The 25,326-nt window shown below is 72.5% G+C and carries 24 protein-coding genes; 11 read left to right on the top strand and 13 right to left on the bottom strand.

Annotation, left to right across the window (positions count from 1 at the left end; genetic code table 11):
- Positions 1 to 70 precede the first annotated feature (70 nt).
- Together AC0QU1_RS22700 and AC0QU1_RS22695 are read right to left on the bottom strand one after the other, a co-directional pair.
- The gene (locus tag AC0QU1_RS22700; RefSeq protein WP_483572637.1) at positions 71 to 1,378 is read right to left on the bottom strand and encodes a class I SAM-dependent methyltransferase; all 1,308 of its coding nucleotides are present in this window, start codon (positions 1,376 to 1,378) and stop codon (positions 71 to 73) included.
- Positions 1,379 to 1,388: 10 nt separating this feature from the next.
- Positions 1,389 to 1,790, bottom strand: coding sequence for a DUF5997 family protein (locus tag AC0QU1_RS22695; protein WP_483572635.1), 402 nt, complete (start codon positions 1,788 to 1,790; stop codon positions 1,389 to 1,391).
- 122 nt (positions 1,791 to 1,912) lie between these two features.
- Between AC0QU1_RS22695 and AC0QU1_RS22690 the strand changes: the two genes are divergently transcribed.
- From AC0QU1_RS22690 to AC0QU1_RS22680, 3 genes are all read left to right on the top strand, one after another.
- Entirely contained in the window at positions 1,913 to 2,806 is an 894-nt protein-coding gene (locus tag AC0QU1_RS22690) for a LysR substrate-binding domain-containing protein (RefSeq protein ID WP_483572633.1), read from the top strand.
- Between the two features lie 135 nt (positions 2,807 to 2,941).
- A complete protein-coding gene (locus tag AC0QU1_RS22685; RefSeq protein WP_483572632.1) occupies positions 2,942 to 3,577 on the top strand; it encodes an LPXTG cell wall anchor domain-containing protein in 636 nt (211 codons plus the stop codon).
- A gap of 600 nt (positions 3,578 to 4,177) precedes the next feature.
- Positions 4,178 to 4,894 carry a hypothetical protein gene (locus tag AC0QU1_RS22680; protein ID WP_483572630.1) on the top strand — a complete coding sequence of 239 codons (717 nt, stop codon included), beginning with the start codon at positions 4,178 to 4,180 and terminating at the stop codon, positions 4,892 to 4,894.
- Between the two features lie 3 nt (positions 4,895 to 4,897).
- Here the strand turns inward: AC0QU1_RS22680 and AC0QU1_RS22675 are convergent, their stop codons facing one another.
- The 6 genes from AC0QU1_RS22675 to AC0QU1_RS22650 all read right to left on the bottom strand — a co-directional run bounded on the left by AC0QU1_RS22675 (position 4,898) and on the right by AC0QU1_RS22650 (position 13,122).
- Complete coding sequence (locus AC0QU1_RS22675; RefSeq protein WP_483572628.1) at positions 4,898 to 7,072, bottom strand: alpha-galactosidase; 2,175 nt, start codon at positions 7,070 to 7,072, stop codon at positions 4,898 to 4,900.
- An 84-nt stretch (positions 7,073 to 7,156) separates the two neighbouring features.
- Positions 7,157 to 9,778, bottom strand: coding sequence for a glycoside hydrolase family 2 protein (locus tag AC0QU1_RS22670; RefSeq protein ID WP_483572626.1), 2,622 nt, complete (start codon positions 9,776 to 9,778; stop codon positions 7,157 to 7,159).
- 121 nt (positions 9,779 to 9,899) lie between these two features.
- On the bottom strand, positions 9,900 to 10,502 hold the full coding sequence (locus AC0QU1_RS22665) for a pentapeptide repeat-containing protein (protein ID WP_483572625.1): 603 nt from the start codon (positions 10,500 to 10,502) through the stop codon (positions 9,900 to 9,902).
- 90 nt (positions 10,503 to 10,592) lie between these two features.
- Entirely contained in the window at positions 10,593 to 11,273 is a 681-nt protein-coding gene (msrA, locus tag AC0QU1_RS22660) for a peptide-methionine (S)-S-oxide reductase MsrA (RefSeq protein ID WP_483572624.1), read from the bottom strand.
- 84 nt (positions 11,274 to 11,357) lie between these two features.
- Positions 11,358 to 12,125: a hypothetical protein gene (locus AC0QU1_RS22655; RefSeq protein WP_483572623.1), complete on the bottom strand. Its 768-nt coding sequence runs from the start codon at positions 12,123 to 12,125 to the stop codon at positions 11,358 to 11,360.
- Complete coding sequence (locus AC0QU1_RS22650) at positions 12,112 to 13,122, bottom strand: hypothetical protein (protein ID WP_483572622.1); 1,011 nt, start codon at positions 13,120 to 13,122, stop codon at positions 12,112 to 12,114. The genes AC0QU1_RS22655 and AC0QU1_RS22650 overlap by 14 nt, the downstream gene beginning before the upstream one ends.
- A gap of 131 nt (positions 13,123 to 13,253) precedes the next feature.
- Between AC0QU1_RS22650 and AC0QU1_RS22645 the strand changes: the two genes are divergently transcribed.
- The 3 genes from AC0QU1_RS22645 to AC0QU1_RS22635 all read left to right on the top strand — a co-directional run bounded on the left by AC0QU1_RS22645 (position 13,254) and on the right by AC0QU1_RS22635 (position 15,299).
- On the top strand, positions 13,254 to 14,090 hold the full coding sequence (locus AC0QU1_RS22645) for a metallophosphoesterase family protein (RefSeq protein WP_483572621.1): 837 nt from the start codon (positions 13,254 to 13,256) through the stop codon (positions 14,088 to 14,090).
- A 42-nt stretch (positions 14,091 to 14,132) separates the two neighbouring features.
- Entirely contained in the window at positions 14,133 to 14,732 is a 600-nt protein-coding gene (locus AC0QU1_RS22640; protein WP_483572620.1) for a YdeI/OmpD-associated family protein, read from the top strand.
- Positions 14,733 to 14,822: 90 nt separating this feature from the next.
- Positions 14,823 to 15,299, top strand: coding sequence for a PucR family transcriptional regulator (locus tag AC0QU1_RS22635; protein ID WP_483572618.1), 477 nt, complete (start codon positions 14,823 to 14,825; stop codon positions 15,297 to 15,299).
- A 118-nt stretch (positions 15,300 to 15,417) separates the two neighbouring features.
- Here AC0QU1_RS22635 and AC0QU1_RS22630 read toward each other — a convergent pair whose 3' ends face one another.
- From AC0QU1_RS22630 to AC0QU1_RS22620, 3 genes are all read right to left on the bottom strand, one after another.
- Positions 15,418 to 15,966, bottom strand: a complete 549-nt coding sequence (locus AC0QU1_RS22630; RefSeq protein WP_483572617.1) for a TlpA family protein disulfide reductase — start codon at positions 15,964 to 15,966, stop codon at positions 15,418 to 15,420.
- Positions 15,963 to 16,487: a hypothetical protein gene (locus tag AC0QU1_RS22625; RefSeq protein ID WP_483572615.1), complete on the bottom strand. Its 525-nt coding sequence runs from the start codon at positions 16,485 to 16,487 to the stop codon at positions 15,963 to 15,965. The genes AC0QU1_RS22630 and AC0QU1_RS22625 overlap by 4 nt, the downstream gene beginning before the upstream one ends.
- A 152-nt stretch (positions 16,488 to 16,639) precedes the next feature.
- Complete coding sequence (locus AC0QU1_RS22620; RefSeq protein WP_483572613.1) at positions 16,640 to 19,054, bottom strand: M6 family metalloprotease domain-containing protein; 2,415 nt, start codon at positions 19,052 to 19,054, stop codon at positions 16,640 to 16,642.
- Between the two features lie 198 nt (positions 19,055 to 19,252).
- On the opposite strand from AC0QU1_RS22620, the gene AC0QU1_RS22615 reads away from it, so the two are divergent.
- From AC0QU1_RS22615 to AC0QU1_RS22595, 5 genes are all read left to right on the top strand, one after another.
- Positions 19,253 to 20,542: an AI-2E family transporter gene (locus AC0QU1_RS22615; protein WP_483572612.1), complete on the top strand. Its 1,290-nt coding sequence runs from the start codon at positions 19,253 to 19,255 to the stop codon at positions 20,540 to 20,542.
- A 38-nt stretch (positions 20,543 to 20,580) separates the two neighbouring features.
- Entirely contained in the window at positions 20,581 to 21,831 is a 1,251-nt protein-coding gene (gene ilvA, locus AC0QU1_RS22610) for a threonine ammonia-lyase (protein WP_483572610.1), read from the top strand.
- A gap of 99 nt (positions 21,832 to 21,930) precedes the next feature.
- Positions 21,931 to 22,299: a YciI family protein gene (locus AC0QU1_RS22605; RefSeq protein WP_483572609.1), complete on the top strand. Its 369-nt coding sequence runs from the start codon at positions 21,931 to 21,933 to the stop codon at positions 22,297 to 22,299.
- Positions 22,299 to 22,628 (top strand): YciI family protein, encoded by a 330-nt coding sequence (locus AC0QU1_RS22600; RefSeq protein ID WP_483572607.1) that lies wholly within the window; start codon positions 22,299 to 22,301, stop codon positions 22,626 to 22,628. The genes AC0QU1_RS22605 and AC0QU1_RS22600 overlap by 1 nt, the downstream gene beginning before the upstream one ends.
- A complete protein-coding gene (locus AC0QU1_RS22595; protein ID WP_483572605.1) occupies positions 22,625 to 23,947 on the top strand; it encodes an RNA polymerase sigma factor in 1,323 nt (440 codons plus the stop codon). The genes AC0QU1_RS22600 and AC0QU1_RS22595 overlap by 4 nt, the downstream gene beginning before the upstream one ends.
- Before the next feature lie 112 nt (positions 23,948 to 24,059).
- On the opposite strand, the gene greA is transcribed toward AC0QU1_RS22595, so the two are convergent.
- Together greA and AC0QU1_RS22585 are read right to left on the bottom strand one after the other, a co-directional pair.
- Positions 24,060 to 24,542, bottom strand: coding sequence for a transcription elongation factor GreA (greA, locus tag AC0QU1_RS22590; protein WP_483572604.1), 483 nt, complete (start codon positions 24,540 to 24,542; stop codon positions 24,060 to 24,062).
- A 205-nt stretch (positions 24,543 to 24,747) separates the two neighbouring features.
- Complete coding sequence (locus AC0QU1_RS22585) at positions 24,748 to 25,311, bottom strand: DUF4307 domain-containing protein (protein ID WP_483572603.1); 564 nt, start codon at positions 25,309 to 25,311, stop codon at positions 24,748 to 24,750.
- Positions 25,312 to 25,326 lie beyond the last annotated feature (15 nt).

Raw genomic sequence — 25,326 nt, 5'->3', positions numbered from 1 at the left:
TGCTCGGGGCAGGCCGGCGGGACCGGGCGTGCTGCCGTGCTGAGGCGCCCGGGTGAGCGCCCCAGCCAGGCTAGCCGCGAGTCACTGACCTGTCGGTAAGTGATTTCCGCAGGCTCCGGGTCACGGTGAACCGGGGGTTCTGGGCCACGTGCTCGGTCGGCCCGACGGTGCGCTCCAGCGCGGGCCGGTAGTGCAGCCCCGTGTTGAACACGGTCCACAGCTCGCCGCCGTCGCGCAGGATGCGGCCCGCGGCGGCGAACATGCGGTGCGCCGCGTCGGTGCTCAGCGCGGCACGGTCGTGGAACGGGGGGTTGAGCAGCACGAGGTGGGCCCAGCCGTCGGGGAGCGAGGCGCCGGCGTCGTCCTGCTGGACCATGGCCTCGGCGCCGTTCGCCGCGAGCGTCGCGCGAGCCGAGGCACAGGCCGCGGCGCTCCGGTCGGTGGCGATGACGCGCGCGGCGGGGTACCGCAGCGCCAGCACGGTGCCGAGGATGCCGGTACCGCATCCGAGGTCGACGGCGACGGGGGAGGTCAGCGGGTCCGACAGGTCGGGCCAGCGGTGGGCCTGCGCCAGCAGGAACCGGGTGCCGTGGTCCAGCGCGGCGCCCGCGAAGGCGGCGCCGTGCGCGACGACGGTGAGCCCGTCGGTGCGGGTGGTGCCGGGCTCGGTGGTGGCGCCGTCGTGCGACGGGGCGAGCGCGGCGACGATCTCCGGGTCGGTGAGCCGGGCCGTGACCGGGTAGGTGAGCGGCCCGACGTCGGACCGCGGCCCGCGCGCGATCAGCAGCCGGGACTTCTGCCGCGCGAGCGACGCGCTGACCTGCGCGAACGATGCGCCGAGCACGTCGTTCATCGCGTGCGTCATGTGCTTGACCCGGCCGCCCGCGAGCAGTGTCACGGACGGGTCGGCGTACCGGGCCACGTGCTCGGCGATCTCGGTCAGCTCCGCCAGCGACGTCGGGAGTTGGAGCAGCACGAGCCGCGCGTCCCGGAGCAGACCGGGTTCGAGCTTGTCGTGCCGGATCAGCTCCAGCCCGCCCGGCTCGTGCGGGGCGGGCGCGTTGGTGGCGGCCCGTGCGTGCCCGGCCCAGAGGGTCCGGTGGGTGGCTCTGAGGTTGGCGTCGAGCGCCGCCTCGGCCGTGACGGCGTCCGTGTGCACGTGGACGTGGTGGGCGCCGAGCGCCAGGGCGCCCAGCGTGAGGGCGCCGAACCGGTCACTGATCACGACCACCTGTTCCGGATGCTGCCGGATCAGCGGGGCGGCCTCGTCGAGCAGGAGCCGGTCCGTCGCATCGACGGCGACGGGCCCGTCGGCGCGCGAGCCGTCCTCGGGATGGGGACGCAGCAGCGCCAGGACGGCGTCGGCCTCTGGGCTCACCGGGCGACGCTCATCGCGCGGAGCGGGCCTTCTTCTCCGCGGCCTTGCGGGCCTCCTCGACCCGCGCCTCCTCGGCGCGCACCTGTGCGGCGACCTCGCGCTCGTGGACCAGCCACTCCGGCGGGTCCTCGCGCAGCTCGTTGATCTGCTCGGTGGTCAGCGGGTCGGTGATGCCGCCGCGGGCCAGGCCGGCGATCGAGATGCCGAGCCGGCCTGCCACGACGGGCCGCGGGTGCGGGCCGTTGCGGCGCAGGTCGGCGAGCCACTCGGGCGGGTTGGTCTCCAGCTCCTCGAGCTCCGCGCGCGTGATCGGGGTCTCCTGGAACTCCTGCGGCGTGGCGGGCAGGTAGACGCCGAGTCGCTTGGCGGCGTTAGACGGCTTGAACCGCTGCGAGGCGAAGGAGGAGCTCATGTCCCCAGGGTATCGGCGCGCGCCCGCCGGGGTCTCCGGGGTGGGCGTGATGCTTCTCGCGTCGGCCGCTCGGCACCTGGCCGGACGGCGTCCGGCCGCCGTCCGGCCCGTAGCCTTGGGGTGTGAGCCAGCCCGCACTCGACGCCGGAGACGACGACCTCGACCGGCCGCGCTTCCGCCTCGCCTACGTGCCGGGCGCGACGCCGGGGAAGTGGGCGGGCGTCTGGCGCGAGCGGCTCCCGGACGTGCCACTGGAGCTCGTGCAGGTCGAAGCGGCCGCCGTCGGGCCGGCGCTGGAGGCCGGCGATGCCGACGCCGCTATCGGCCGCCTCCCGGTGGACAAGGACGTGTTCTCCGCGATCCCGCTCTACGACGAGCTGCCGGTCGTGTGCTTCTCCCGCGACCACCTGCTGGCGGCCCTCGCCGACGACGAGGCCGTGTCCAGCGCGGACATCGCCGGCGAGGTCGTCTGGGTCCCGGCCGACGACGTCCTCTTCGCCGGCTACCCGGTCCCCGGCGTACTGCCCGCCGATCCCGACGGCAACCCGCTGGAGCGGGTCCCGACCACGGCGGACGTGGTCGCGACCGTCGCGGCGAACGTGGGGGTCGCGGTGCTGCCGATGTCGCTCGCGCGGCTGCACCGCCGCAAGGACGTGGGCTACCGCGTGCTGTCCGACGGCCCGACGGCGCCGGTGGGTCTGGTCTGGCCGACCGACCGCACCACGGACCTGGTCGAGGAGCTCATCGGCATCGTCCGGGGGCGCACGGTCAACAGCTCGCGCGGGCGGGGCGGCCCGTCCGCGCGCGAGGCTCAGGACGGCGGTTCGGCCGGCGCGACTGCCGCGCCGGCCGCACAAACCGGGGTGAAGAAACCGCCGAAGGGCGCGCGCGGCGGGGCCTCTGGCCGCTCCGGCGCGGGGCGCGGCAGTACCAAGGCAGGCAGTCGCGGGGGTGTTCAGCGGGGCAAGGGCGCGCGTCCGGCGTCGAACAGGAAGAAGAAGGGCAAAGGCCGGTAGGGCAAGATTCAAAGCTATGTACAAGATTTTGCGGGGATAACGGGATATTGGCGATCTGCGCCATTGTGGCTACGATCTGGGTGTCGTGTCCGACGTCGGGCACGGGACGAACCCCCGTTTCGTAAGGAGCGCCCAGTGCGCAAGATGACCGCCTTGGGAGCCACCGCGCTCCTCCTCGCCGGCCTCGTGACCGCGCCGGCCGCCGCGTTCGCCGCACCGATCGCAGGTGCTCCCGTTGCCATCACCGGTGACGAAGAGACCTGCCCGAAGGAGGGCAAGGTCGACACCGGTGGCGGGCACACCACCCTCGTCGTCACCGCTCCCGAGGGCTACCTCATCAGCGGCTACTGCGTGAAGGCCGGCTCGGCCAACCAGGGCGACGGCCCCGAGTTCGTGACGGTCGATCCGCCGGCCGCCGAGGTGACGATCTCGCACTCGTCCGGCAAGGAGATCAGCCACTACACGCTGGAGCTCGTTCCGACGGAGCCCGAGCCGGAGCCGTCCGAGCCGGGCGAGGAGCCGAGCGTGCCGGGCGAGGAGCCGAGCGTCGAGCCGAGCAGCGGCGCCCCGTCGGAGCCTGCCGACGTGCCGACCGACGACTCGACCGAGCCGGCCGTGGACGACTCGGCCGCTCCGGCCGGCGAGGAGCCCGAGGAGCTCGCCGCGACCGGCGCCAGCACCGCGGTCGGCTTCACGCTCATCGCGCTCGCCCTCGTGGGCGGCGGCGTGACCCTGATCGTGCTCCGCCGCAAGGGCGTGCTGGGGAGCTGACCTCGCCGCACGGTGCGACCGCGACGTAGAGCGGGCGCCCGGCAGGCGCCGTCCTCGAGCTTGATGCTCGGGGCCGGTTCTGCCGGGCGCCCGCTCTTTTTTCGACCCTGTCGAGGGTGAATTGTGCGCGAGCGGGGTGAATTGGTGAACGCGGCGGCGCGTCGTTCGAAGGTGTTCTCAACCGATTTCTACGAGCCGCCACCGCGTGGTACGAGCGGGCGGCGGAGATTATTTTCTGTGCGGTCCTTCCCGGTTTATTTCCGGTTGAAACCATGCAATGCCGCGCCGTCTGATACGTATCCGCGCGATACATATGCGTATGCATCCTGGTCGCGGATGCGTCGGGGTGAAAATCCTGGTGAGGCGGGTGAAATGGCTTGGCGGCCCGACGCTGCGCCCCGCGTGTCGATGGCTCCTGCCCGCGGCGCCGTCGACCGCATCGCCGCGATATTTCTTTCCTGGTCCCGGGGTTTGGTACGTCGATTTAAATGTCCGTTTTGATGCCATTGCATGGACTGAGATCGCGGATTTACGGTCACATTGACAGACGCGTCGCACCCCCTGATGAGGCGCTCCCACCAGAAACAAAGGACCACCACAATGAGACGCTTATCTGCGCTGGGAGCGGCTGCGCTCCTGGCGCTGGGGCTCTATGCCACGGCCTCCGCGATGGCGAACGCCGCCCCCGTGGCAACCGCCGAGTCCGAGGTCTGCCCGGAGGACGGCAAGGTCGAGCCGGCGGGGGAACCGACCTCCGTCACCGTCACCGCGCCGGAGGGCATGGTCATCGTCGGGTACTGCGTCAAGGCCGGCTCCGCGAACCAGGGCGACGGTCCCGAGTTCGTGACCTTGGACCCGCCGGTCACCGAGGTGACGATCACCCACAGCTCGGGCAAGGCCATCAGCCACTACACGGTGTTCTACGAGCCGGCACCGACGCCGACACCCACACCGACTCCAACGCCCACGCCGACGCCGACCCCCACGCCCTCGGAAGAGCCGACACCGACGCCGACTCCTTCAGAGGAACCCACGCCGACGCCGACCCCGAGCGAGGAGCCGACGCCGACACCTACGCCGACTCCGACACCGACGCCGGAGCCCAGCGAGGAACCGACGCCGAAGCCGAGCGACAAGCCCGACGTGCCGCCCACGCCGGAGCAGCCGAAGGGCCCGCCCGCCGACCAGCCACCGGCCCCGCCGTCCGAGCTCGCCTCGACGGGTCCGGCCGAGGCGATCGGCTACGCCATGCTGGCGCTCTCGATGGTGGGAGGTGGAACGGCGCTCATCGTGCTGGCCCGCCGCCGGCTGGCCTGAGCACTACGCGGCCGGCGCGGCCGTCACCTGGATGATCAGCGCCTGCATCGGCCACAGCGTGGGTAGCTGCAGGCCCACGCCGGTCAGCACCGAGCCGGGCACGTCCATCGCGTCCTTGCCCAGCCAGCCGGGGGTGATCCCGCCGAGCCACCTGGCGGAGCCCACCTCGTCCCGGACGCGCACGCTGTACCGCCGAGCGGGGTCCAACCCGTCGAGCTGGACCCGCTCGGTCAGCGCGTCGTGCGGCGAGGCCACGCTGGCGACGGTCCACACCCCCGCCGTCCGGTCGGGGGACACGAAGCCCGTGACCCGCAGCGCGGGGTCCACCGTGTCGGCGTGCACCACGGTGCCGGTGTGCACGAGGGACCGGAGCTCCTTGTAGAGCGCCGCGTAGGCCGCCACGGCGACCAGCTCGTCGTCGGTGCAGGCCAGCAGGTCCCACTCGAACCCGGCGTGGCCCTGGAGGGCCGTGGCCACCCGGTAGGACAGCTCGGTGGTCCGCCCCGACGAGTGGGACGGCGAGGGGCCCACGTGCGCCCCGATCAGCTCGGGCGGCAGCACGAGCGACGTCCACCGCTGGATGTCCTGGCGCTCCACGGGATCGTTGGAGTCCGAGGCCCACACCCGGTCGGTCACGTCGAGGATCCCCAGGTCGGTCCGTGCGCCGCCCGACGAGCAGGACTCGATCTCCAGCCCCGGGTGGTCCGCCTTGAGCCGCGCGATCATGGCGTACGCGGCGACGGTCTGCACGTGGGTGCCGGGCCGCGCGACGCCGTCCGGCCCCTTGTGGACGGGCTCGACGAGGTCGCGGTTGTGGTCCCACTTGATGAAGTCGATCCCCAGCTCCGTCACCAGGGCCGAGATCTGGGCGCGCACGTGCTCCCACGCCTCGCGGTTCGCGAGGTCCAGCACGTACTGCGTGCGGAACGACAGCCCGTCGGGCGACGGCACGGCGGCCGGGTTGGACAGGATCCAGTCCGGGTGGGCGCGCGCCAGGTCCGAGTCGAGGTTGACCATCTCGGGCTCGAACCACAGCCCGAACTCCATCCCCAGCTCGTGCACCAGGTCGGCCAGCGGGCCCAGCCCGTCCGGCCAGACGTCGCGGTCCACCACCCAGTCGCCCAGCCCGGCGGTGTCGTCCCGCCGGGAGTGGAACCAGCCGTCGTCGAGCACGAAGCGTTCGACGCCCACCGCGGCGGCGCGGCGGGCGAGCCGCTCCAGCTTGCTCGGCGAGTGGTCGAAGTACACGGCCTCCCAGGTGTTCAGCACGAGCGGCCGCGGGCCCGTGACGTGATGCGGGCGTGCCCGCATCCAGGTGTGGAACCGGTCGGCTACGCCGTCCAGGCCCGCCGGCGACCACGCGAAGTACGCGACCGGCGTGCGGTAGGCCTCGCCCGGCGTCAGCCGGACCTCGCCCGGCCGCACCAGCTCGCCCGCCCCGAGGAGCGTGGCGTGCTCGGTGAGGTGGTCCACGCGGTGGGTCACGTCGGCGCTCCACCCCAGGTGGGTGGCCCACACCTCGCCGGTCCGGTTGCGCGGCGTGCCCGACGACGCCACGGTCACCCAGGGCGCATCGTGTCCCGACCGCCCACGACGGGTCTGGCGGGCCGTGCTGCCACCCGGCATGGCCGTGGTGACGGGCGCCTTCTCGCGGGACCAGCGGCCGGTGAACTGGGTCAGGTGGTCCGCCGACCTCGGGACGGGCAGGGTCGCCTCGAGCCAGTGCACGTCGACCGGGCGGGCGCCCTCGTTCGTCAGCTCGTGCCACAGCAGCACCAGCCCGCCCGCGCCGATCTCCAGGTGCGACCGCAGCGTCAGCGCGAGGTCGGCGTCCCTGGCCAGGACCGACAGCGCCGCCGTGTCCCGCTCCGCCTCCTCGACGGTCCAGCGGGGGAACAGCGGTACGCCGTCCGCCACCACGAGCAGGCCGGGCCGGCCCGCCCAGCCGTCCGACTCCTGCGGCAGCAGCGACGGCCGCCAGGCGGCGTCGAGCGTACCGGGCGCCGTCTGGCGGCTGGTCGCGGAGTCGAGGCCCTGCAGGTCGGCCGACGAGAGCTCGCCCAGATCGCCACCCCAGTGGAGGACCAGCGGCAGCCCCTCGTCAGGGTGCGCCACGACGAGGGCCACGCCGTCGCGTCTGAGCACCGACCAGCGAGAACCCGCGTCGATCCTGTTCATGGTGTCGTCCTCCCCCTCGGACCACACCGTACGCGCGGTCACTGACATCGAGATGTTGTCGCTCACGAACCAGCCGGCTCGACCCTAGTCCGCCGTCCGGGCGACCAGGTCGTTCTCCGTGCGCAGCACCGGCAGGGAGACCAGCGCATCCGGGTCCAGCCGGCGGCTCGTCGTCACGTGGAACACCGCCGTCGCACCCGCCGGGAGGTCGACCACCTGGTCGTCCACCTGAGCGTCCGGGTCGAGCCGGTCGACCAGCAGCGTCACGCCCAGCGCCAGCGACGTCGCCGTCACGTCCACGCGGTAGCCGGCGCCCTCCGCGGTCACCGTCGTACGCACGGGGGCAGCGGAGAGCGCGAGATCCTTGCTCTCCGCCCACCGGTGCAGCCCGCGTGCCTCGCCGAACGTGACCACGAGCACCTCGTGCGCGGCCTCGGCGACGGCGGCGACGTCGCCGCGCAGCGGGACCAGGGTCACCGACCGCGGCCCGACGGTCACCGCCTCGGGGCCCGGCCCGTCCGACGTCGCCAGCACCTCGCCACCCAGCGTGGTCCTGGCCGCTGCCACCTGCCCGGTCCACGGCTCGTCGGTGTCGTTGACGAGCGCGGCGACCAGCTCGGCGCCGCGCGGCTGCACGGTCACCATCCGGTCGGCGAACGCGTGCCGCAGCGCGTACCAGAGGGGCTTGCGCCGGCCGTCGCCGTCCACGGCCGCCCACGACGTGACCGGCCAGCAGTCGTTGAGCTGCCACACGATCGCGCCAGTGGTCCGCGGCCACCACGACCGGTAGTGCTCGACGGCGTACCGGACAGCCCGCGCCTGGTTGAGCTGGGTGGCCCAGTGCCAGTCGGTGAAGTCGTCGGGGACGTCCAGGTGCGCGGCGAGCCCGCCGTCGAGCTTGCGGTTGCCGTGCTCCGCCTTCTGGTGCAGCAGGAAGACCTCGGACTCCTTGAACCCCGGCGGCACGTCAGCGCCGTCCGGGAGGATGGCGCGGCGGGTCGTCGCCCACGTCGCCGGACCCTGGAACCCGAACTCCGAGACGAAGCGCGGTACGTCGTCGCGGTAGTGCGTGTAGTCGACCCGGTTCCAGACGTCCCACTGGTGGTGCGTGCCGTGGTTCGGGTCGTTGGGGTGCGTCTCCTCGGGCGTGGCGCCGGGGGAGTAGGGCGAGCCGTTCGCGTAGGGCCGGGTCGGGTCCACCTCGGCCAGGACCTTCGGGAAGAGCTCGTAGTAGTACCCGGCGCCCCACGTGAGGTCGCCCAGGGGCGCCTTCCAGTCCCAGTCCTCGTGGCCCCAGATGTTCTCGTTGCCGCCGTTCCACAGCACGAGGGACGGGTGCGGCGCCAGGCGGGCGGCGTTCTCGCGCAGCTCCGCCTCGAACTCGGCCCGGTGCGGGGCCTCCTCGGGGTAGGCGGCGCAGGCCAGCAGGATGTCCTGCCAGACCATGACGCCCTGCTCGTCGCAGACGTCGTAGAAGTCGTCCGACTCGTAGATGCCGCCGCCCCACACCCGCAACAGGTTCAGGTTCGCGCCGCGGGCCTGGTCGACCCGCCGTTCGAGGCGCTCACGCGTGATGCGCGTCAGCAGGTGGTCGTCGGGGATCCAGTTGGCCCCGCGCGCGAAGACGGGCTTGCCGTTGACCAGGAGGGTGAACGGCGTGCCGTGCTCGTCGGGCGTGGTGTCGACGACGACGTTGCGGAAGCCGACCCGGCCCTCCCAGGTGTCGAGCGGGTCGGAGCGGTCCTCGCCGTTCCCGGCGTAGAGGGTCACCTCGACCGGGTAGAGGGGCTGCTCACCGTGGCCCGCCGGCCACCAGAGCTCGGGGTCGGGCAGGTGCACGCGCGCGTCCGTCGTGCCGGACCACCCGCCCGGGAGGAGCGCGCTGACGCCGCGTCCGCCCTCCCCGCCCACGGAGACGTCGAGGATCAGCGGCCCGGGCTCGCCCAGCCCCGACAGCTCGATCTCCACGCGCACGTCCACGATGCCGGTGCTGCGGCCCTCGGCGTCGGTGACCTGTGTGCCCGGAGTGACCACGTCGTCGTCGGCCAGGGCGACGTCGCCAGGGACCACGGTGACCCGCGGCGTCACCCGGGCCAGGCGGGCCACGCGCCAGCGCTGCACGCGCACGGGCTTCCACAGGCCGGCGGTCTGCAGGTCCGGGCCCCAGTCCCAGCCGAAGGAGCAGGCCATCTTGCGGACCATGTTGAACGGCTGGCCGTAGGCCATGGGGCGCGCGCCGATGCGCCGCGCCTCCGCCTCGGCGGTCTCGAGCGCGGAGTCGAGGTCGACCACCAGGTTGGCGGGCGTCCCGACGAGCTCGCGCACGTCGTACCGGTAGGACCGGTGCATGTTGGCCGTGCGGCCCAGCTCGGTGCGGCCCTGCGCGACGCCGGTCCGCTCCACATCCGTGTCGACGACGACGGTGGCCACCGTGTCGATGCCCTCGAAGAGCAGGTCGACGCGCTCGTCGGGCGCAGCGGCCGGCTCGTCGAGGACCGTCGCGTACCGCCAGGTGGCGCGCTTCATCCAGGCGACGGAGGTCTCGTTGGTGCCGAGGTAAGGGTCGGGGATGAGCCCCTGCTCCAGGAGGGCCGTGTGGCTCGTGCCCGGGACGGTCGCGGGGACCGGGACCCCGGCGAGGTCTTCCGGGACGGGGCCACCCGTCGCGGTCACGGTCCAGTCGGTCAGGTCGCGGCTGATCTTCATCGATCCTCGTCCTCCCAGAGCGGTGGCGCCCAGTACGTGTGCGAGCGACCCGAGCATAGGGTGCGCGCAGCCTCCGATCGAACCGATATCACCAGGCGCGCAAACCCGCTGAGGTGGCCGTTCAGCCCGGCCGGACCACCAGGCCGAGCGACTCGGCCAGCATGACCGCCTGGGCCTCGCCGACCACCGCGCCGGTGAGGGTCGCCGCGCGCGGGTCGAGCGCCGACAGGTCGCTGCCGCGCAGGTCGGCGTTGGTGAGGTCCGCATGGTCGAGGTCAGCGCCCGACAGGTCGCAGCCCACCAGCACGACGCCGGCCGCCGTGACCGCACCGAGGTCGGCCTCGCGGAGGCGGACGCCGTCGAACTGTGCGCCTGCAAGCGCGGCCCGGTGGAGGTTGGCGAACGACCAGTTGCCGCCCTCGACCTTGAGCAGGTCGAACCGGCAGTCGTTGAACTGCGCGCCCACGAGCTTGCAGCGCTCCAGCTTCGCGTCGAAGAAGACGCACGCGTCGAACACGCACGACGTGAACGCGAACTCCGTGAGGTGGGCGCTGTTGAAGCGCACGCCGCGGAACACGCACGAGTCGAACGTGGCGCCCGTTCCCGAGGCCTCCGTCAGATCGATGTCGGCGAACAGCGTGGCCAGGTGGTCCTCGCCGGACAGGTCGCGGGCGTACCAGTCCTCGCCGGAGACGGTGAGCTCGGTAGGGGGTAGCCGGATCATGCCGTCGACACTACGGGGTGCCACTGACAAAGGCGTCGCCGCCCGCGAAGGGCTGTCACTCGCGGGCGGCAGCAGCCGGGTCGTCCGGGGTCAGGCGGCGTCGGGGAAAGGGACCCCTGTGGTCGCGTGGCAGCGGTAGCCGTTCGGGTTCTTGCTGGGGCTCAGGTACTGCTGGTGGTAGTCCTCTGCGTAGAAGAACGGCCCGGCCTCGGCGGCGGGGGCGATCTCCGTGGTGATCGCGTCGTACCCCTTCGCGCTCAGCACCTCGGCGTAGCGCTTCGCCGTCTCCTGCGCGGCCTCCGCCTGCTCCGGCGTCGTCCAGTAGATCGCCGAGCGGTACTGCGTGCCGACGTCGTTCCCCTGCCGGAAGCCCTGCGTGGGGTCGTGCCGCTCCCAGAAGATCTTGAGCAGCTCTGCCTCGGTGACCTTGGTCGGGTCGTACGCGACGAGCGCGGTCTCCGTGTGGCCGGTCCGGGCGGTGCAGACCTCCTCGTACGTCGGGTTGGGCGTGGTCCCGCCCATGTAGCCGACGGCGGTGCTCACCACGCCGGGAACCTGCCAGTAGATCTCCTCCGCGCCCCAGAAACAGCCCATCGCCAGGTACAGCACGCGGGTGCCCTGCTCCCACGGACCCGTGATCGACGAGCCGAGCACCGTGTGCGGCCGCGGGGTCTGCAGCACCGGCGCGGAACGGCCGGGCAGGGCGTCCTCAGGGGCGACCATCGTGGTCTTGGTGGAACCGGAGCCGAAGAGCGAGTTGAAGAACGTCATCCGGACACATCCTTAGGGTCTGCTACGTGCGGTGGCACGCTTGTCTACAGCAACACGGACGGGCGTGACGGTGTTCCGCCGCCCTCACTGTGGCGTCGGTATGAGCTTGCGCACAAGAAGGCGAACTCGTGCCTGTGTGGCAGGTGCCGGAGAAGCGCGACGTGCGCCTGGCGCACCGGGAGTGCCGAAGAACTTGTGTAGGTACACCGCAGCGTCCTGCCCGCTGGAGCGCTTCGGCCAGTCATGGGCTTCGAGACCGGCGCCATCGGCTGACTCCAGAAGCCTCCAGACGTCGACGGCGTCTCTGTCCGTAAGGCGTTCTCGGTACGCGTACGACTTGAGTACGAGCGCAGCGCGGACGTCGGGAAGCAGGAGGGACAGGTCAAGGGTGCTGCCTGTGCTCAGGCGAGCAGCAAGAACCACCTCGGTCGCGGGTAGAGCGAGAGCGAGTGACAGACCGGGTACGGCATCGACGACCAGAGCGCCGTGCTCTTGGTTTGCCTCGTGCTTGCCGACGTACGAAGGGACGAGGACATCGATGACACGCCGTCCGCTGGGATCAGCACAGACGAAGCGGCTGCCGTCTTCCTGCGTGTAGCCGAGTCTCGACAAGGCCTCGGGTAACCGCGGATCGGCGCACACGGGCACGGGCACGCCCATGTCCGCATCCGCCGTCTCCCGGGCGGGAACCCGGTCGGCAACGCCATGAACATGCGTCAGGAGTGTTGTGGCGATGCCGCCGACCAAGCGGTACTCAATGTCGAGCGACATACTGATCGCGGCTATGTCGGCCGCCGCGAGCCACGCGCTGTCGGTTGCGGCCGATGGTGAGGCCAGTTCAAGAGTGGTCATGTGAGGGTTCCTGCGTCATGAGGTGGTCTCGGAGGCCGTCCGCACCGTCGTCGTGCCCCTGATGTACGAGGTCGACCCATATTCGCCACGGAGAGAGAATGGGATCACCATTCTCGGCGCGCCTGGTCGACGTGAGGAGATACGGATCGGCGGAGACGGCGAGGAACAGGTTGGCCGCCCTCGCGGCTGTCGGCGTGGCGTCGATCTGTTGGAGGTCGACCGGTGCTGCTGCCCAGACCCAGGCGGTAGACGGCCGGGCCCAGGGTGCGATCGCGTCGGCCGCGACGTCGCCACCGACTGCGTGTTCGATTTCCCGGTCCCGCAGATGCGCCATGACGCGACGAACGGCGGCCACGGGCTCGTCGAGGGTGAGCCACGAGGTGGCCATCTTCGGCCGCCATGGATACCTGACCAGGATCCAATCGGCGAGTCGGTCGTGCGACCTTGGTACCCACCCTGCTCGGGTGCGTTGCACGACGTCGCCGATGTCGTGCAACGCCTGGCTGATCCGCGGCTGAGTTACTCCGATCCGCTGGGCCAGCGTGCGCTGTGATACGCCCGGCGTCTCGAGCAGTTCGAAGGCCAGAGCGTACGTCGCCCAGGGAATGCGCCCTGGACGTCTGCTCGGTTCGGATCGGGCAACAGGACCTGTCAGGTCTCGCCGTCCGTCCGAAGAGAACAGGAAGCCCGTGATCGGTTCGCCCGCGGTATCGGGCACGACAAGCAGCGACACGCTCTCGTCCAGCGCGGCCTGGCTGACTCCAGCGCTCGCGGACGGCACTATGACCAGGAGCCAGACGCCCAGATCTCGTGCCGCTGCGGCGTGATTGCGTACCGCTGCCGGACGGATCGGCGCAGGGAAGACCATCGTGCGGTAGGCGGTTGACGGCCAACCGGCGCCCGCAAGCACGATGTCAGCACCGCTGTCCGGTGGGGGTGTGGAGGCGACCACACCCAACTGGTCAGCAATCGCGGACCAGGGTTCGGTGATAAGCATCAGACCCCCTTCCCGTCTAATGCTTATATCTTAGCCGCCTCTGTGGCTAGTGCGAGACGTGCGGTTGGTTGCCCGTTCTTCCAAGGGCGGATCTGGTGGCGGTGCCAGGCGTTGCGGGCCATTGTCGGGTCATGAGCCACGAGACCGGTTCGGTAGCAGTCCTGTCGGACATCCACGGAGTGCTCCCCGTCCTGGAGGCGGTGCTGGCGGAGCCCGACGTCGCCGCGGCCGACCGCGTCGTCGTCACCGGCGACCATGCCGCCGGCCCGCAGCCGGTCGAGGTGCTGGACCGCCTGCGCTCCCTGGGGGAGCGGGCGCTGCTGGTGCGCGGCAACGCGGACCGCGAGCTGGTGTCGCTCGCCCGCGGCGGCGCCACCGACATCCCGGATCCCGTCGCTCCGTGGGCAGCGGCCCAGCTTCGGCCCGACGACGTCGCGCTGCTCGCCGGCCTGCCGTACCCCGCCGAGCTGACGGTGCGCGGGTTCGGCCGCGTCGTGTTCTGCCACGCCACCCCGCGCGACGACGAGGAGGTGGTGCTCGTCGACTCCTCCCTGGAGCGCTGGGCCGAGGTGCTAGGCGGTCTCGACTCCGACGTCACCACGGTGGTCCTTGGCCACACCCACATGCCGTTCGCCCGGCTCGTCGACCGGCGCCTGTGTGTGAACCCCGGCAGCGTCGGCATGCCGTACGGCCGCGCAGGCGGGTCGTGGGCGCTCCTGCGGGACGGCCAGGTCGAGCTGCGGCACACGCCGGTCGACGTCGAGGCGGCCGTGGCCGCCGTCGTCGCCGGGAGTGCCTACCCGGACGCGGAGGGGTGGGCGCGAGAGTACGTGACCTCCGCCAACAGCGACGCCGACGCGCTGCGGGTGTTCGGGCCCAGGGACGGGCGGTCGAAGATGAAGGGACGCCTGCGGCAGCACGGGCTGACGGGGCGTGTCGACGAGCTCATGGACGGCTTCGGCGGGTGACCTGAACCGTCACTGTCAGTGGCTCCGCGTAGCGTTCCCTCCATGGCCGACACCAACCCCGAAGTCCTGTTCACCGACCCCGCCGCGTGGCGGGCCTGGCTCGACGAGCACGAGACGACGTCGGACGGCGTGTGGCTGGTGCTGGCGCGGAAGGGCAAGGACGCCCCGACGACGCTGACGTACGACACCGCGCTCGACGAGGCGTTGTGCAGCGGCTGGATCGACGCGCAGGGGCGCGGCCGCGACGACACGACCACCCTGCAGCGGTTCTGCCCGCGCAGGTCGCGCAGCCGCTGGTCGGCGCGGAACGTGCGGATCGTCGACCGCCTGATCGCGGAGGGGCGCATGCGGCCCCGCGGCCAGGAGGAGATCGAGAAGGCGAAGGCCGACGGGCGCTGGGACGCCGCCTACGAGGGCAGCAAGAACATCGAGGTGCCGGCCGACCTGGCCGAGGCGCTCGCGGCCAGCCCGCGCGCGACGCAGATGTTCGAGATCCTCACGGCGCAGAACAGGTTCGCGATCCTGTTCCGGATCACGGGCGTCAAGAAGCCGGAGACGCGGGCGCGGAACATCACCAAGTTCGTCGGCATGCTGGAGCGCGGCGAGACCGTCTACCCGCAGAAGCGGAAGCTGGACGACTGAGTCCGGCCCACGAGTTGCCCAGGAATCGCCCTTGAGATTCACTCGAAAACTCCAATAGGGTCCCAGGCGTCGCCGAGACCGGGGAGGGCCGTGGACAGCGAGGTCGTACTGCGGCTCGAGTCGGGCGACGTGCTGGTCACGTTCGTTCCCACCACCCCGGCCCCGCTGTCCGACGTCGCCCGCTCGGCCGGGCCCAGCATCCCGCCGGCCGACCCGCCGGTCTCCGCCGCCGCGCCTGTCGCGGCATCGGCTCGCGAGGCGACGACCGATCCGCTAGACGCCGTCGCCGCCCGGCTGGCCGCCGACGGCGTGCCCGTGCACCCCGGCCTGGAGGCGCTCCTCGACCTGCCCGAGGCCGCCCCGCTGCTGCGCACCCTTGAGACGTACCTCGAACGTGCGGGCAGCGCGCAGGCCACCGCCGAGGCGCTGCACCTGCACCGCACCTCGCTGTACTACCGGCTGCAGCGCGTCGAGCTGCTCGCCGGGACGGACCTCAAGGACGGCACCGAGCGGCTCGCCCTGCACCTGGCCCTCAAGGTGGCCCGGGCGGCGGGGCGGCTGGCCTGATCCGGCCGGACGGCTCCGCGCGCCACCGGGGCGCCCGGGCCGGGCGGCACCGCGGCCGACCGGGTCCCGAAGGGCTCGCCGACGAGATTGGTGCCTCGGCGGGCTCGGCCGGAACGACTCAGCGCACCGCCAGCTCGGCGATCGTCGTGCTGAGCTCCCGGCCGGCCACGCCCTCCGGCCAGCCGCGCAGCAGACTGCCGTCCTTGCTGATCAGGGCGACGAGCGGCGCCTCGGCGACGGCGTACATGAGCCACGCGTCGCCGGTCGGGTCCACGGCGACGGGGTACGTGATGTCGTTCCGCTCGACGTAGCCCGCGACGTCGTCGGGATCGGAGAGGTTGGCGACGCCGACGAACAGCACCTCGTCCTCGTACTCGTCGACCACGTCGTTGATCGGGCCCTGCTGACCTTCGCACCGCGTGCACCAGGTCTCGAAGAACACGAGCACGACCGGCCGCTTCGCCCACTGCTCGGCCAGGTCCAGCGTGGTGCCGTCGGTCAGCTCCAGGGTGAGCGGAGGTGCGGGCGGCGCGTCGGCGGGCGCGCTCCGGAACTCGACGTCCGGGGGGACCGGACCCGGCAGCCGGCCGCGCGGCGGCCCGGCACAGCCCGCGAGGGAGCCGACGACGAGCCCGGCCACGAGCACCGCCGTGATCGCGCCCCTCATCGCAGCACCGCCTCGGGCGCGTCGTCGAGGGCGGGGTTGGGCTGGATGGGCACGGGGCCGCGGTCTCCGATCATCAGCTCGGCGCCGGACAGGTCGACCGAGGCCGGGACCTCCAGCGACATGACGCACACCGTGGGCTGCCGCTCGGCGCCCAGGTCGACGGAGAAGGCCTTCTCGGCCCGCCCCTCCGGCAGCGCGCCGGCGGCGAGCACGTCGCCGTCGGCCACGATCTGGTACGCCGCCTGCGGGTGCGCGTACCGGAAGGCACGTGCGCCGGAGCAGGGGTCGGACGGTTCGCGGAGGTTCGCGTCGGGCACGACGAGTCGCACGGCCTGCGTGTCCCCGGCGCTCGCTGCCGACCCGGAGCACCCGGCGAGCGCGCCAGCGAGCCCGCCACCAAGAAGGACGCTCGCCACGACGCCGACGACCGCGCGCTGGACGCCCGCTGCGGGCTTGGCGCCTGGTGCGGGCTTGGCGCCTGGTGCCGGCTCGGCGCCCCGACGCCCGGCTCCTGGCCCCACGAGTTCGGTCTGTTGCCCGGCCGATCTCGTGAGTTCGGCTCTTTGCATCGAGATCGGTCCACCGCTGGACCGATCTCGATGCAACAGACCGATCTCGGCGCGCGGCGCCAGCAACGGACCGACTTCGCGCGCCAGGATATTGGGCGCCAGGTTCACTCGCGGTCTCGCAGGTCGCCGGCCGCGGCGGAGAGTGCTGCGGCGGCAAGGTTGCGCTGTCCGACGTCGGCCAGGCTCGCCGCTTCCTGCGCGAACCGGGCCAGGGCCGCATCGGCTCCGCCACCCGACAGCCCGCCACCCGACAGTCCGCCGCCGGGCACCCCATCACCAGATGCTCCACCGCCGGACGCCGAGCCGCCGGACACCGAGCCCCGCAGATACCCCTGCAACCGCCGCGCCTCCCCGCCGCTGAGCACTCCACGCTCCCGGTAGTCGCCCACCAGGTCGAACAGCGAGCGCACGCTCGGCGCCTTCGCCCGCAGCGGCACCCGCACCGTCGTCGAGACACCGGGGTCCGACTCGCTCGTGACGGTCAGGGTCAGTACCGCGGTCCGCGCCGCGCCGTCGGACGCCGTCGCATAGGCGGAGACGGGCAGCGTCTCGCCCGCCTCGACCGCCGTGACCTCGTACGGGAGCGACACGTCCCAGCCCCGGCCTCTGACGGAGGCCGAGATCCGGTACACGTCCGAGCCGAAGACGCCGTCGCCGGCCTCGCCCGTGTTCCGCAGCGGCACGTTCACGAGCGTCGTGCCGTCGCCCACCGGATGCTGCTGGGCCCGGCCGAGCCGTGCCCCGCGCTCGAACGGTCCGGAGGCCCGCAGGTTGCGCACGGCGACGTCGTAGGTCAGCGCACCCTCGGCGTCGCGCGACGCGTCGAGCACGTACAGGTGCAGGTCGTTGGGCTCGTCCACGTACTCGTACGAGCTGCCCGACCCGGTGCCCGCGTGGAACGTCGCGTCGTCGAGCTGGCGGGGGTCGCCGCGCACCACGGGCACGGGCGTGCCGTCGGGACGGTAGTAGTCGATCCGGTTGATGTCGTCGGGGTTGGCGTCCACGAGCCACTCGCGGGGCGTGCCGGAGGGCTGGTTCTGCGCCACGAGCACGCCGTGGCCGGCGGTGAACGAGTCGTTGCCCACCCGGTCCACGACCTCCATCGTGAAGTCTGTCCAGCCCGTCCCGTCCGGGCACCAGAAGTCGCTGTCCTCCGGCACGTCGGCGGCGCACTGGCCGGCCGTGTACCCGCCGTCGAGCGCGACCTCCAGGCCGACCTTGTCATCGCCGGGCACCGATGACCGGGCCTTCAGGGTCGTGACCGCCAGGCCCTGCTCCGCCAGCTCGGACCGGGTCAGCAGCACCTGGTCGTCCTCGGCGAGCACGCCGAGGTCCTGCTTGTAGTGCAGCATGTGGTGCGGCCCGAGGGCGGAGCCGCCCGCGTTCGGGATCTGCCACCGGTTGTGGGTGCCGCCGGGCCCGTTGAAGGAGCCGCGGCTCATCATCTCCCAGTAGCCGGTGTAGGCGCGGGTGTTGTCGGCGAACGGGTTGTGGTAGTTGTCCGGCAGGTCGCGCAGGTGGCTGAACTCGTGCGCGAACACGCTCAGCCCTGAGCTCTCCGCCTGGGTCGACGTGCCGCCGCCGGCGTTGGGCCAGTGGTTGGCCGCCGACCGCCACGACGTCCAGTCCACGTAGCGCGTGGGCGCCCAGTTCGGCATCGGCTCACCGTTCTGGTTGAGCGGCGGCTCGCCGTTCTCGTCGCGCGGCGGGCCCAGCGCGTCCGGGACGTCCTCGGGGGACTCGAACATCATCCGCCCGAACTCCTCCCACGTGGACGTCTCGTCGTGTCCCGCCGTCACCCAGAAGGCGTTGTCGAAGCCGCAGAGCCGGTCGTCGCAGCCGCCAAGGTCCTCGTACCAGGCGGCGAAGCCGGCCTCGCGGATGTCCTTGCCGCACTCGTCGCCCTGCGGGCAGTACTCCTCGACCGGCGCGTTGAACGCCCCGTCGTAGCCGTACTCGTGCAGCTTGCCCGGCAGCTCGTACGGGCCGAACACCTCGACGTCCACGCCGATGCGGCCGTGGCTGTCCTCCATCCAGTACCCGTGCAGGGTCTGGCCGCCGTTGTACTCGTTCGGGGTGGCGTAGTAGTCGTAGAACCACTCGTCGACGTCGTCCGGCGCCACCGGCTGGAACCCGCTCTGCGGGTTGCCGAACGGGTGCGACTGCGGGTCCTGCGTGATGAGGAACGGCTGGTCCTCGAACTCCAGCAGGACCACCGCCGTCCGGTACTGCACGTCGCTGCCCTGCGAGGTCTCCGCCGAGTCCCACGCCGCCGGCCGCACCGGCGTGTAGTCGTCCCAGGTCATCTCCGCCTGGTCCGTCCAGTCCTGCGGGTCCGGCGCCGCGACCGGGCTGCCCGACGGCGGATGGGTCGCCTCGGCGGTCGACGTCGCCCCTACCAGTGGAAGAGTGAGCGGGACGGCGAGCGCCGCCGCGGCGGCGACGGCCGCCGTGCGCCGGGCCGCCCGTCGGGTGGCTACGGGTCGTCGTGCCGGTCGTGAGCCTGATCGGAGCCTCATGGGACACCTCCGGGATCGTCCGTGACGCGGCCGCAGCGGGCCGTGCCGTGAGGCTACGAGCGTCAGCCCGCCGCGTCATCGGTCAGGTGTCGGGCGTTCGTTCCGACATCTGTCGGATCCGTGTGCGCCGCGTGCACCTTCCGTGCGGCGCGTGCGCATGCCGGTGGGGTGTCGGTGTGCTCCCCTAGGGTGTTGTCCGTGTCGCAGACCGAGGAGACGAGCGTGACGTCCACCCAGACCACCGCGCAGCCCACCGACGAGTCCGGGGCGGTCCCGCCGGCCATCCGTGCCGCGGCCGCCTGGTCGTGGCGCATGCTCCTGATCGGCGCGTTCATCGCGGCGGCCCTGTGGCTCCTGGCGCTGCTCAAGACGATCGTCGTGCCGGTGGCCATCGCCCTGCTGCTCACGATCATGCTGACGCCCGTGCGGCGGCTCCTGAACGAGCGCCTGCGCGTGCCGCGCGGGCTGTCGGCAGGGATCGCGCTGGTCGGCCTGATCGTGGTCGTCGCCGGCCTGATCACCCTGGCCGGGCAGTCGATCGCCAGCGGGTTCGCCGACCTGCGGACCCAGGCCGTCAACGGCTTCAACGAGCTGTGGGCCCAGGTCTCGGCCACGTTCGGGCTGGAGAACGAGCTGGAGAGCTACAGCCAGGACATCCTCGACCAGCTCGAGGCCCAGCAGAGCGCGATCGTGAGCGGTGCCCTCGGTGCCGCCGCCACCGCAGGCAACGTGCTCGTCGGGGCCCTGATCGCGCTGTTCTGCACGTTCTTCTTCCTGCACGACCCGCGCGGGATCTGGGGCTGGGTGGTCGGCCTGCTCCCGCGGTCCGCGCGCGAGCGCGTGAACCAGGCCGGCCGGCGCGGCGCCGTCACCCTGGCGGCCTACACCCGCACGCAGATCCTCGTCGCCGCGGTCGACGCCGTCGGCATCGGGATCGGTGCGGCGTTCTTCGTGCCGTCGCTCGCACTGCCGATCGGCATCCTCGTGTTCGTCGGTTCGTTCGTGCCGATGGTCGGTGCCGTCGTCACGGGCGCCATCGCCGTCGTCGTGGTGCTCGTGTCGAACGGCTGGATCGCGGCCCTCATCATGCTCGGCGTGGTGCTGCTGGTGCAGCAGGTGGAGGCGCACGCGCTCCAGCCGTTCCTCATGGGCCAGGCCGTCTCCCTGCACCCGGTCGCGGTGATCCTCGCCGTCGCCGCCGGCTCGTTCGCTGCCGGCATCGTGGGCGCCCTGTTCGCCGTGCCCCTCGTCGCCCTGCTGAACACCGTGATCCTGTACCTCAACGGGCACGACAAGTTCCCGGAGCTCGGCGAGGAGGACGCGCTGCCCATCCGGTGGCGCGCCGTGGACGCGCCACCGATCCGGCTGCGCCGCGGAGCGGTCGAGAGCGCGGCGGTGGCCGAGACCGGCACGGCGGCCGAGACGGCCGTCGTGGACGGCCCGTCGGCCGACGGCGACGCCGTGCCGGAGGGTGAACAGAACCGCTGAACGTGCATCTGGGGCCGTAGTCGGGCAGCATGCCCGCTGTGCCACTGGATCCGTTCGACCTGGAGTCCTACGGCGGCCACCTCACCGTGACCGCCGACGACGCCCGGGCTGCCGCCGAGCTGCTCGACGGCGTCATCACGCGCACCCCGATCACCGAGAGCCGCGCGCTCTCCACGATCGCGGGCACGAAGGTGCTGCTCAAGTGCGAGAACCTGCAGCGGGCCGGGTCCTTCAAGGTGCGCGGCGCCTACGTCCGGCTCGCGCGGCTGTCGCCGGCCGAGCGGGAGCGCGGCATCGTGGCGGCCTCGGCCGGGAACCACGCGCAGGGTGTCGCGCTCGCCGCCGGGATGCTCGGCATCGACACCGTGGTCTACATGCCGGTCGACGCCGCGCTGCCCAAGGTCGCGGCGACCCGCGGGTACGGCGCAGAGGTGCGCATGGTGGGCTCGTCGGTGGACGAGGCCCTCGCCGCGGCCCGCGTCGAGGCGGCGCGGTCCGGCCGGGTGCTCATCCACCCCTTCGACCACGTGGACGTCGTCGCGGGCCAGGGCACCGTGGCCCTGGAGATCCTGGAGCAGGTGCCGGACGTCGCCACCGTCGTCGTGCCGCTGGGCGGCGGCGGGCTGGTGGCGGGGATCGCCGCCGTGCTGGCCGAGGCCGCGCCGCACGTCAAGGTCGTGGGCGTGCAGGCGGCGTCGGCCGCCGCGTACCCGGGCTCGCTCAAGGCGGGCAAGCCGCTGCCGAGCGCGCTGGGCGCCACCATGGCCGACGGCATCGCGGTGGGCCTGCCCGGCGACGTGCCGTTCGGGATCGTGCAGAAGCAGGGCGTCGAGGTCCGCACCGTCACGGAGGACCAGCTCTCGCGCGCGCTGCTCGCGGTGCTGGAGCGCTCGAAGCTGATGGTCGAGCCCGCCGGTGCCGCGGGGGTCGCCGCGGTCATGGCCGCGGGTCCCGGCGTCTTCGCCGGCCCGGTGGTCGTGGTGCTGTCGGGCGGGAACATCGACCCGCTCGTGCTGCTCCGCGTGGTGCAGCACGGTCTCGTGGCGGCCGGGCGGTACCTGAAGCTCCAGGTGCGGCTCATGGACCGGCCCGGTGCGCTCGCCCGGCTCGTCGAGACCATCGCCGCCGTCGGGGCCAACATCGTGGCCGTGGACCACACGCGCACCGACATCTCGCTCTCGGTGTCCGAGGTGTCCGTCAACCTGCAGCTCGAGACCAAGGGCGCCGACCACCGGTCCGCCCTCGTGGAGCGGCTGGAGTCCGAGGGCTACGACGTGACGGCGTTCTGAGTGTCGTGCGGGCCGGTTCCCGTTCGTCGTCAGGATGACGCGGCCGCCCCGGCCGCGCGACCATGACGACCGGGACCTGCCCCGGAAGGAGCACACACCATGCGCTATCTCATGCTCGTCCTGTCCACTCCCGACGTCCCCGCAGAGCCCGGCGACGTGCCCGCGATCGAGGACTGGGTCCGCGACACCTACGGCACCGGCCACGCGATCATCGGCGACCGCCTGCGCCCGCCCGCCGACGCCGTCGGCGTGCAGGTCCGCGGCGGCGAGGTGGTCGTCACCGACGGCCCGTTCTCGGAGACCAAAGAGGTGATCGCGGGCTTCGACATCCTGGAGGCGCCCGACCTCGACGAGGCCATCCGGATCGCCGCCGCCCACCCGATGGCGTACACGGGCGCGCTGGAGCTGCGCCCCTTCTGGCCCCTGGAGCTCGACGGCGCCGCGGCCCCCGAGGCGGAGGCCCGCTGATGCGTTACCTCATGCTCGTCATCGAGCCGGACACACCCGACCGCGCGCCGACACCGGAGACCGAGACCTGGGTCGCACGGCAGGACGCCTCGGGCGCGCGAGTCATGGGCTCGCGCCTGCGACCGGCCGCGGACGTCCGCCGCGTGACGGTGCGCGACGGCGAGACGGTCGTGACGGACGGGCCCTTCTCGGAGTCCAAGGAGGTCATCGGCGGCTTCGACATCATCGAGGCGGCGAGCCTCCAGGAGGCGCTCGCGATAGCGGCCGCCTCCCCGGGCGCCCGGGACGCGATGGTCGAGGTGCACCCGTTCTGGCCGACGGAACCGTGACCGACGTCGGGCAGGCCGTCACCGCGGCCTTCCGCGACGAGTGGGGCCGTGTGCTCGCCGCCGTCGCGCGCAGCACCGGTGACCTCGACCTCGCGGAGGACTGTGCCCAGGAGGCGTTCGCGGTCGCGCTGCGCACCTGGCCGCGCGACGGCGTGCCCGACCGCCCGGGCGCGTGGCTCACCACCACGGCGCGCAACCGTGCGCTCGACCGGCTGCGGCGGCGCAAGGTCGAGGTCGAGAAGGTGGCGGTCTCGGCGCGGCTGACCGAGCGGCTCGACCCGGAGGTCATCGACCCGGCCGCCGAGGTCGCGGCCGGGCTGGACGACGGCGCCGCCTGGGCCGGCGTCGAGCAGGAGGACGCCGACGGCGACCTCCTGCGCCTGGTCTTCACCTGCTGCCACCCGGCCCTGCCGCTGGAGGGCCGGGTGGCGCTCACGCTGCGGTCCCTCACCGGTATGACGACGGCGCAGGTGGCGCGGGCCTTCCTGGTGCCGGAGGCGACGATGGCCCAGCGGCTGACCCGGGCGAAGCGCAAGATCCGCAGTACCGGCATCACGTTCCGCGTGCCCCCGCCGGAGCTGCTGCACGAGCGCGTCTCCGCGGTGCTGGCCGTCCTGTACGTGCTGTTCACCGAGGGCTACGACGCGTGGGCGGAGCCGGACGACGACGTCGCCGGCGCGGCGGACCGCCGTGCCCTGGCGGACGACGCGATCCGCGTCGCCCGGCTGGTCGCGCGCCTCCTGCCCGACGAGCCCGAGGCGCGCGGGCTGCTCGCGCTGCTCCTGCTCCAGCACGCACGACGGCGGGCCCGCCTGGGCCCCGCGCCCGAGGGCGTGCCGCGCACGCTGGAGGAGCAGGACCGGTCGCTCTGGCACCGCGACGAGATCGCGGAAGGGCTGGCGGTGCTCGACGACGTGCTCGCGGAGCGTCGCGCCGGGCCCTATCAGGTGCAGGCGGCGATCGCGGCGCTGCACGCGCGGGCGCCGTCGGCGCAGGAGACGGACTGGGTCGAGATCGCGGCCCTCTACGACGTCCTGGTCGGGATGACCAGTTCACCCGTGGTGGCCCTCAACCGGGCGGTCGCGGTGGGGATGTCCCGGGGTCCTGAGGCGGGACTGGCCGCGCTCGACGAGGTGGCGTCCGCGCCCGAGCTGGCGGCCTACCACCTGCTCCCGGCGATGCGGGCCGACCTGCTGCGGCGCGCGGGCCGGACGGCCGAGGCCGCGGCGGAGTACCGGCGGGCCCTCGACCAGGTGGACCGGGAGGGCGACCGGCGGATCCTGCGCCGTCGGCTCGCCGCGCTGGGGACAGCGACGTAGGTGCGCGACGCAGGTCGCCAAGTAGTAGAGCGCCCGTCCGGCCCCTCCCGGCTGGGCCGGGAAAGACTCGGACAGGCGCTCTGCTTCGCGGAACCTACCTCGCGAGACCTGGTCAGCCCTGGAAGGGCTTCGCGCCCGTGATCTCCACGGGGATGTCGCGCCCGTTGGGGGCCGTGTAGCTCGTCTTGGCACCGATCGACTTCCCGGCGATGGCGGCGCCCAGCGGCGACGTCGGCGAGTAGACGTCGAGGTCCGTGGACCCGGCCATCTCGCGCGAGCCGAAGAGGAAGTTCATCTCGTCGCCCGCCACGACAGCGGTCACGACCATGCCCGGCTCCACCTTGCCGTCGTCCGCCGGGGTGCCGACCTGGACGTTGCGGAGCTTCTCGGTGAGCTCGAGGATGCGCGCCTCGTTCTTCGCCTGCTCCTCGCGGGCGGCGTGGTACCCGCCGTTCTCCTTGAGGTCGCCCTCGTCTCGGGCAGCGGCGATACGCTCGGTGATCTCCGACCGGTAAGGGCCGGAGAGGTGCTCCAGCTCAGCCTTGAGCTTGTCGTGCGCTTCCTGGGTGAGCCAGGTGACAGAGACATCGGCCACGGGGGCTCTCCTTTCGTCGTTGCTCGATCGAGCCACAGTTCCGGCAGCGCGCGGGTCCCGGCCGACGGAGCCGATCGGGCACGCGCGTCAGCCGGACAACTCAGCGTGTGAAACGACTAGAATATCAAGCGCCTGGAAACAACGGCCAAGCCATTGCCGGGTTCCGCTCTGAGCGGACGCGCCGGCCGTTCGTCACCGCAGGGTCTCAGCGCAGGTCACAGTGGTCGACGACGCCGGTGGTGGCCAGCTCCGTCGTGGCGATCGTCACGGTGTGCCGGGTGGTGCGTTCGGCCTCCGGGCCCACCTCGACGTCGATCGCGCCGACCTCGGCGAAGGTCCTGCTCAGCGCGGTCACCGTGCACACGGCCTCCGTGCCCGGCGGCATGCTGACGTCGAACGTCACGTCCACCTGCTCGGGACCCACCACGGAGAAGCCGACGTCGGTGAAGGTCACGGGGTCGCGCTGCGTGTCGACGATGGTGAACCACGCCGCGATGGCCACGCCCGCCGCCAGGGCCAGGCCGACGGCGATCCGGGCGCCCACCGAGAGCTTGGGCCGCGGCAGGACGCCGTCCGACTCGTCCCACGGGTCGTCCTGCCCGGGTCGGTCGTCCTGACCTGGTCGCGCGGCCGGTGCCTGCGCTCCGGTCCGTGCACGGCCGTAGCGTTCGGCCAGGCTCGGTGCCGGCGAGGTCGGGCTGCCAGCCGGTACGGCGCCGCCGGTCGGTGCCGCGCTGCCGGCCGGTGCGGCGGGGTCTTGGTCGGTCATCAGGCTCGCTCGGAT

This window comes from Promicromonospora noduliphila (assembly GCF_056951025.1).
The sequence above is the reverse complement of the archived record's forward strand: the minus strand, read 5'-3'. Positions and strand labels throughout refer to the sequence as shown.

What these genes read in the sequence shown, in the direction of transcription:
- AC0QU1_RS22695 (WP_483572635.1), bottom strand. Translation starts at nt 1,790, where the DNA reads ATGAGCTCCTCCTTCGCCTCGCAGCGGTTCAAGCCGTCTAACGCCGCC.
- AC0QU1_RS22680 (WP_483572630.1), top strand. Translation starts at nt 4,178, where the DNA reads ATGAGACGCTTATCTGCGCTGGGAGCGGCTGCGCTCCTGGCGCTGGGG.
- AC0QU1_RS22675 (WP_483572628.1), bottom strand. Translation starts at nt 7,072, where the DNA reads ATGAACAGGATCGACGCGGGTTCTCGCTGGTCGGTGCTCAGACGCGAC.
- AC0QU1_RS22670 (WP_483572626.1), bottom strand. Translation starts at nt 9,778, where the DNA reads ATGAAGATCAGCCGCGACCTGACCGACTGGACCGTGACCGCGACGGGT.
- AC0QU1_RS22665 (WP_483572625.1), bottom strand. Translation starts at nt 10,502, where the DNA reads ATGATCCGGCTACCCCCTACCGAGCTCACCGTCTCCGGCGAGGACTGG.
- msrA (WP_483572624.1), bottom strand. Translation starts at nt 11,273, where the DNA reads ATGACGTTCTTCAACTCGCTCTTCGGCTCCGGTTCCACCAAGACCACG.
- AC0QU1_RS22655 (WP_483572623.1), bottom strand. Translation starts at nt 12,125, where the DNA reads ATGACCACTCTTGAACTGGCCTCACCATCGGCCGCAACCGACAGCGCG.
- AC0QU1_RS22650 (WP_483572622.1), bottom strand. Translation starts at nt 13,122, where the DNA reads ATGCTTATCACCGAACCCTGGTCCGCGATTGCTGACCAGTTGGGTGTG.
- AC0QU1_RS22645 (WP_483572621.1), top strand. Translation starts at nt 13,254, where the DNA reads ATGAGCCACGAGACCGGTTCGGTAGCAGTCCTGTCGGACATCCACGGA.
- AC0QU1_RS22640 (WP_483572620.1), top strand. Translation starts at nt 14,133, where the DNA reads ATGGCCGACACCAACCCCGAAGTCCTGTTCACCGACCCCGCCGCGTGG.
- AC0QU1_RS22630 (WP_483572617.1), bottom strand. Translation starts at nt 15,966, where the DNA reads ATGAGGGGCGCGATCACGGCGGTGCTCGTGGCCGGGCTCGTCGTCGGC.
- AC0QU1_RS22620 (WP_483572613.1), bottom strand. Translation starts at nt 19,054, where the DNA reads ATGAGGCTCCGATCAGGCTCACGACCGGCACGACGACCCGTAGCCACC.
- AC0QU1_RS22605 (WP_483572609.1), top strand. Translation starts at nt 21,931, where the DNA reads ATGCGCTATCTCATGCTCGTCCTGTCCACTCCCGACGTCCCCGCAGAG.
- AC0QU1_RS22600 (WP_483572607.1), top strand. Translation starts at nt 22,299, where the DNA reads ATGCGTTACCTCATGCTCGTCATCGAGCCGGACACACCCGACCGCGCG.
- AC0QU1_RS22585 (WP_483572603.1), bottom strand. Translation starts at nt 25,311, where the DNA reads ATGACCGACCAAGACCCCGCCGCACCGGCCGGCAGCGCGGCACCGACC.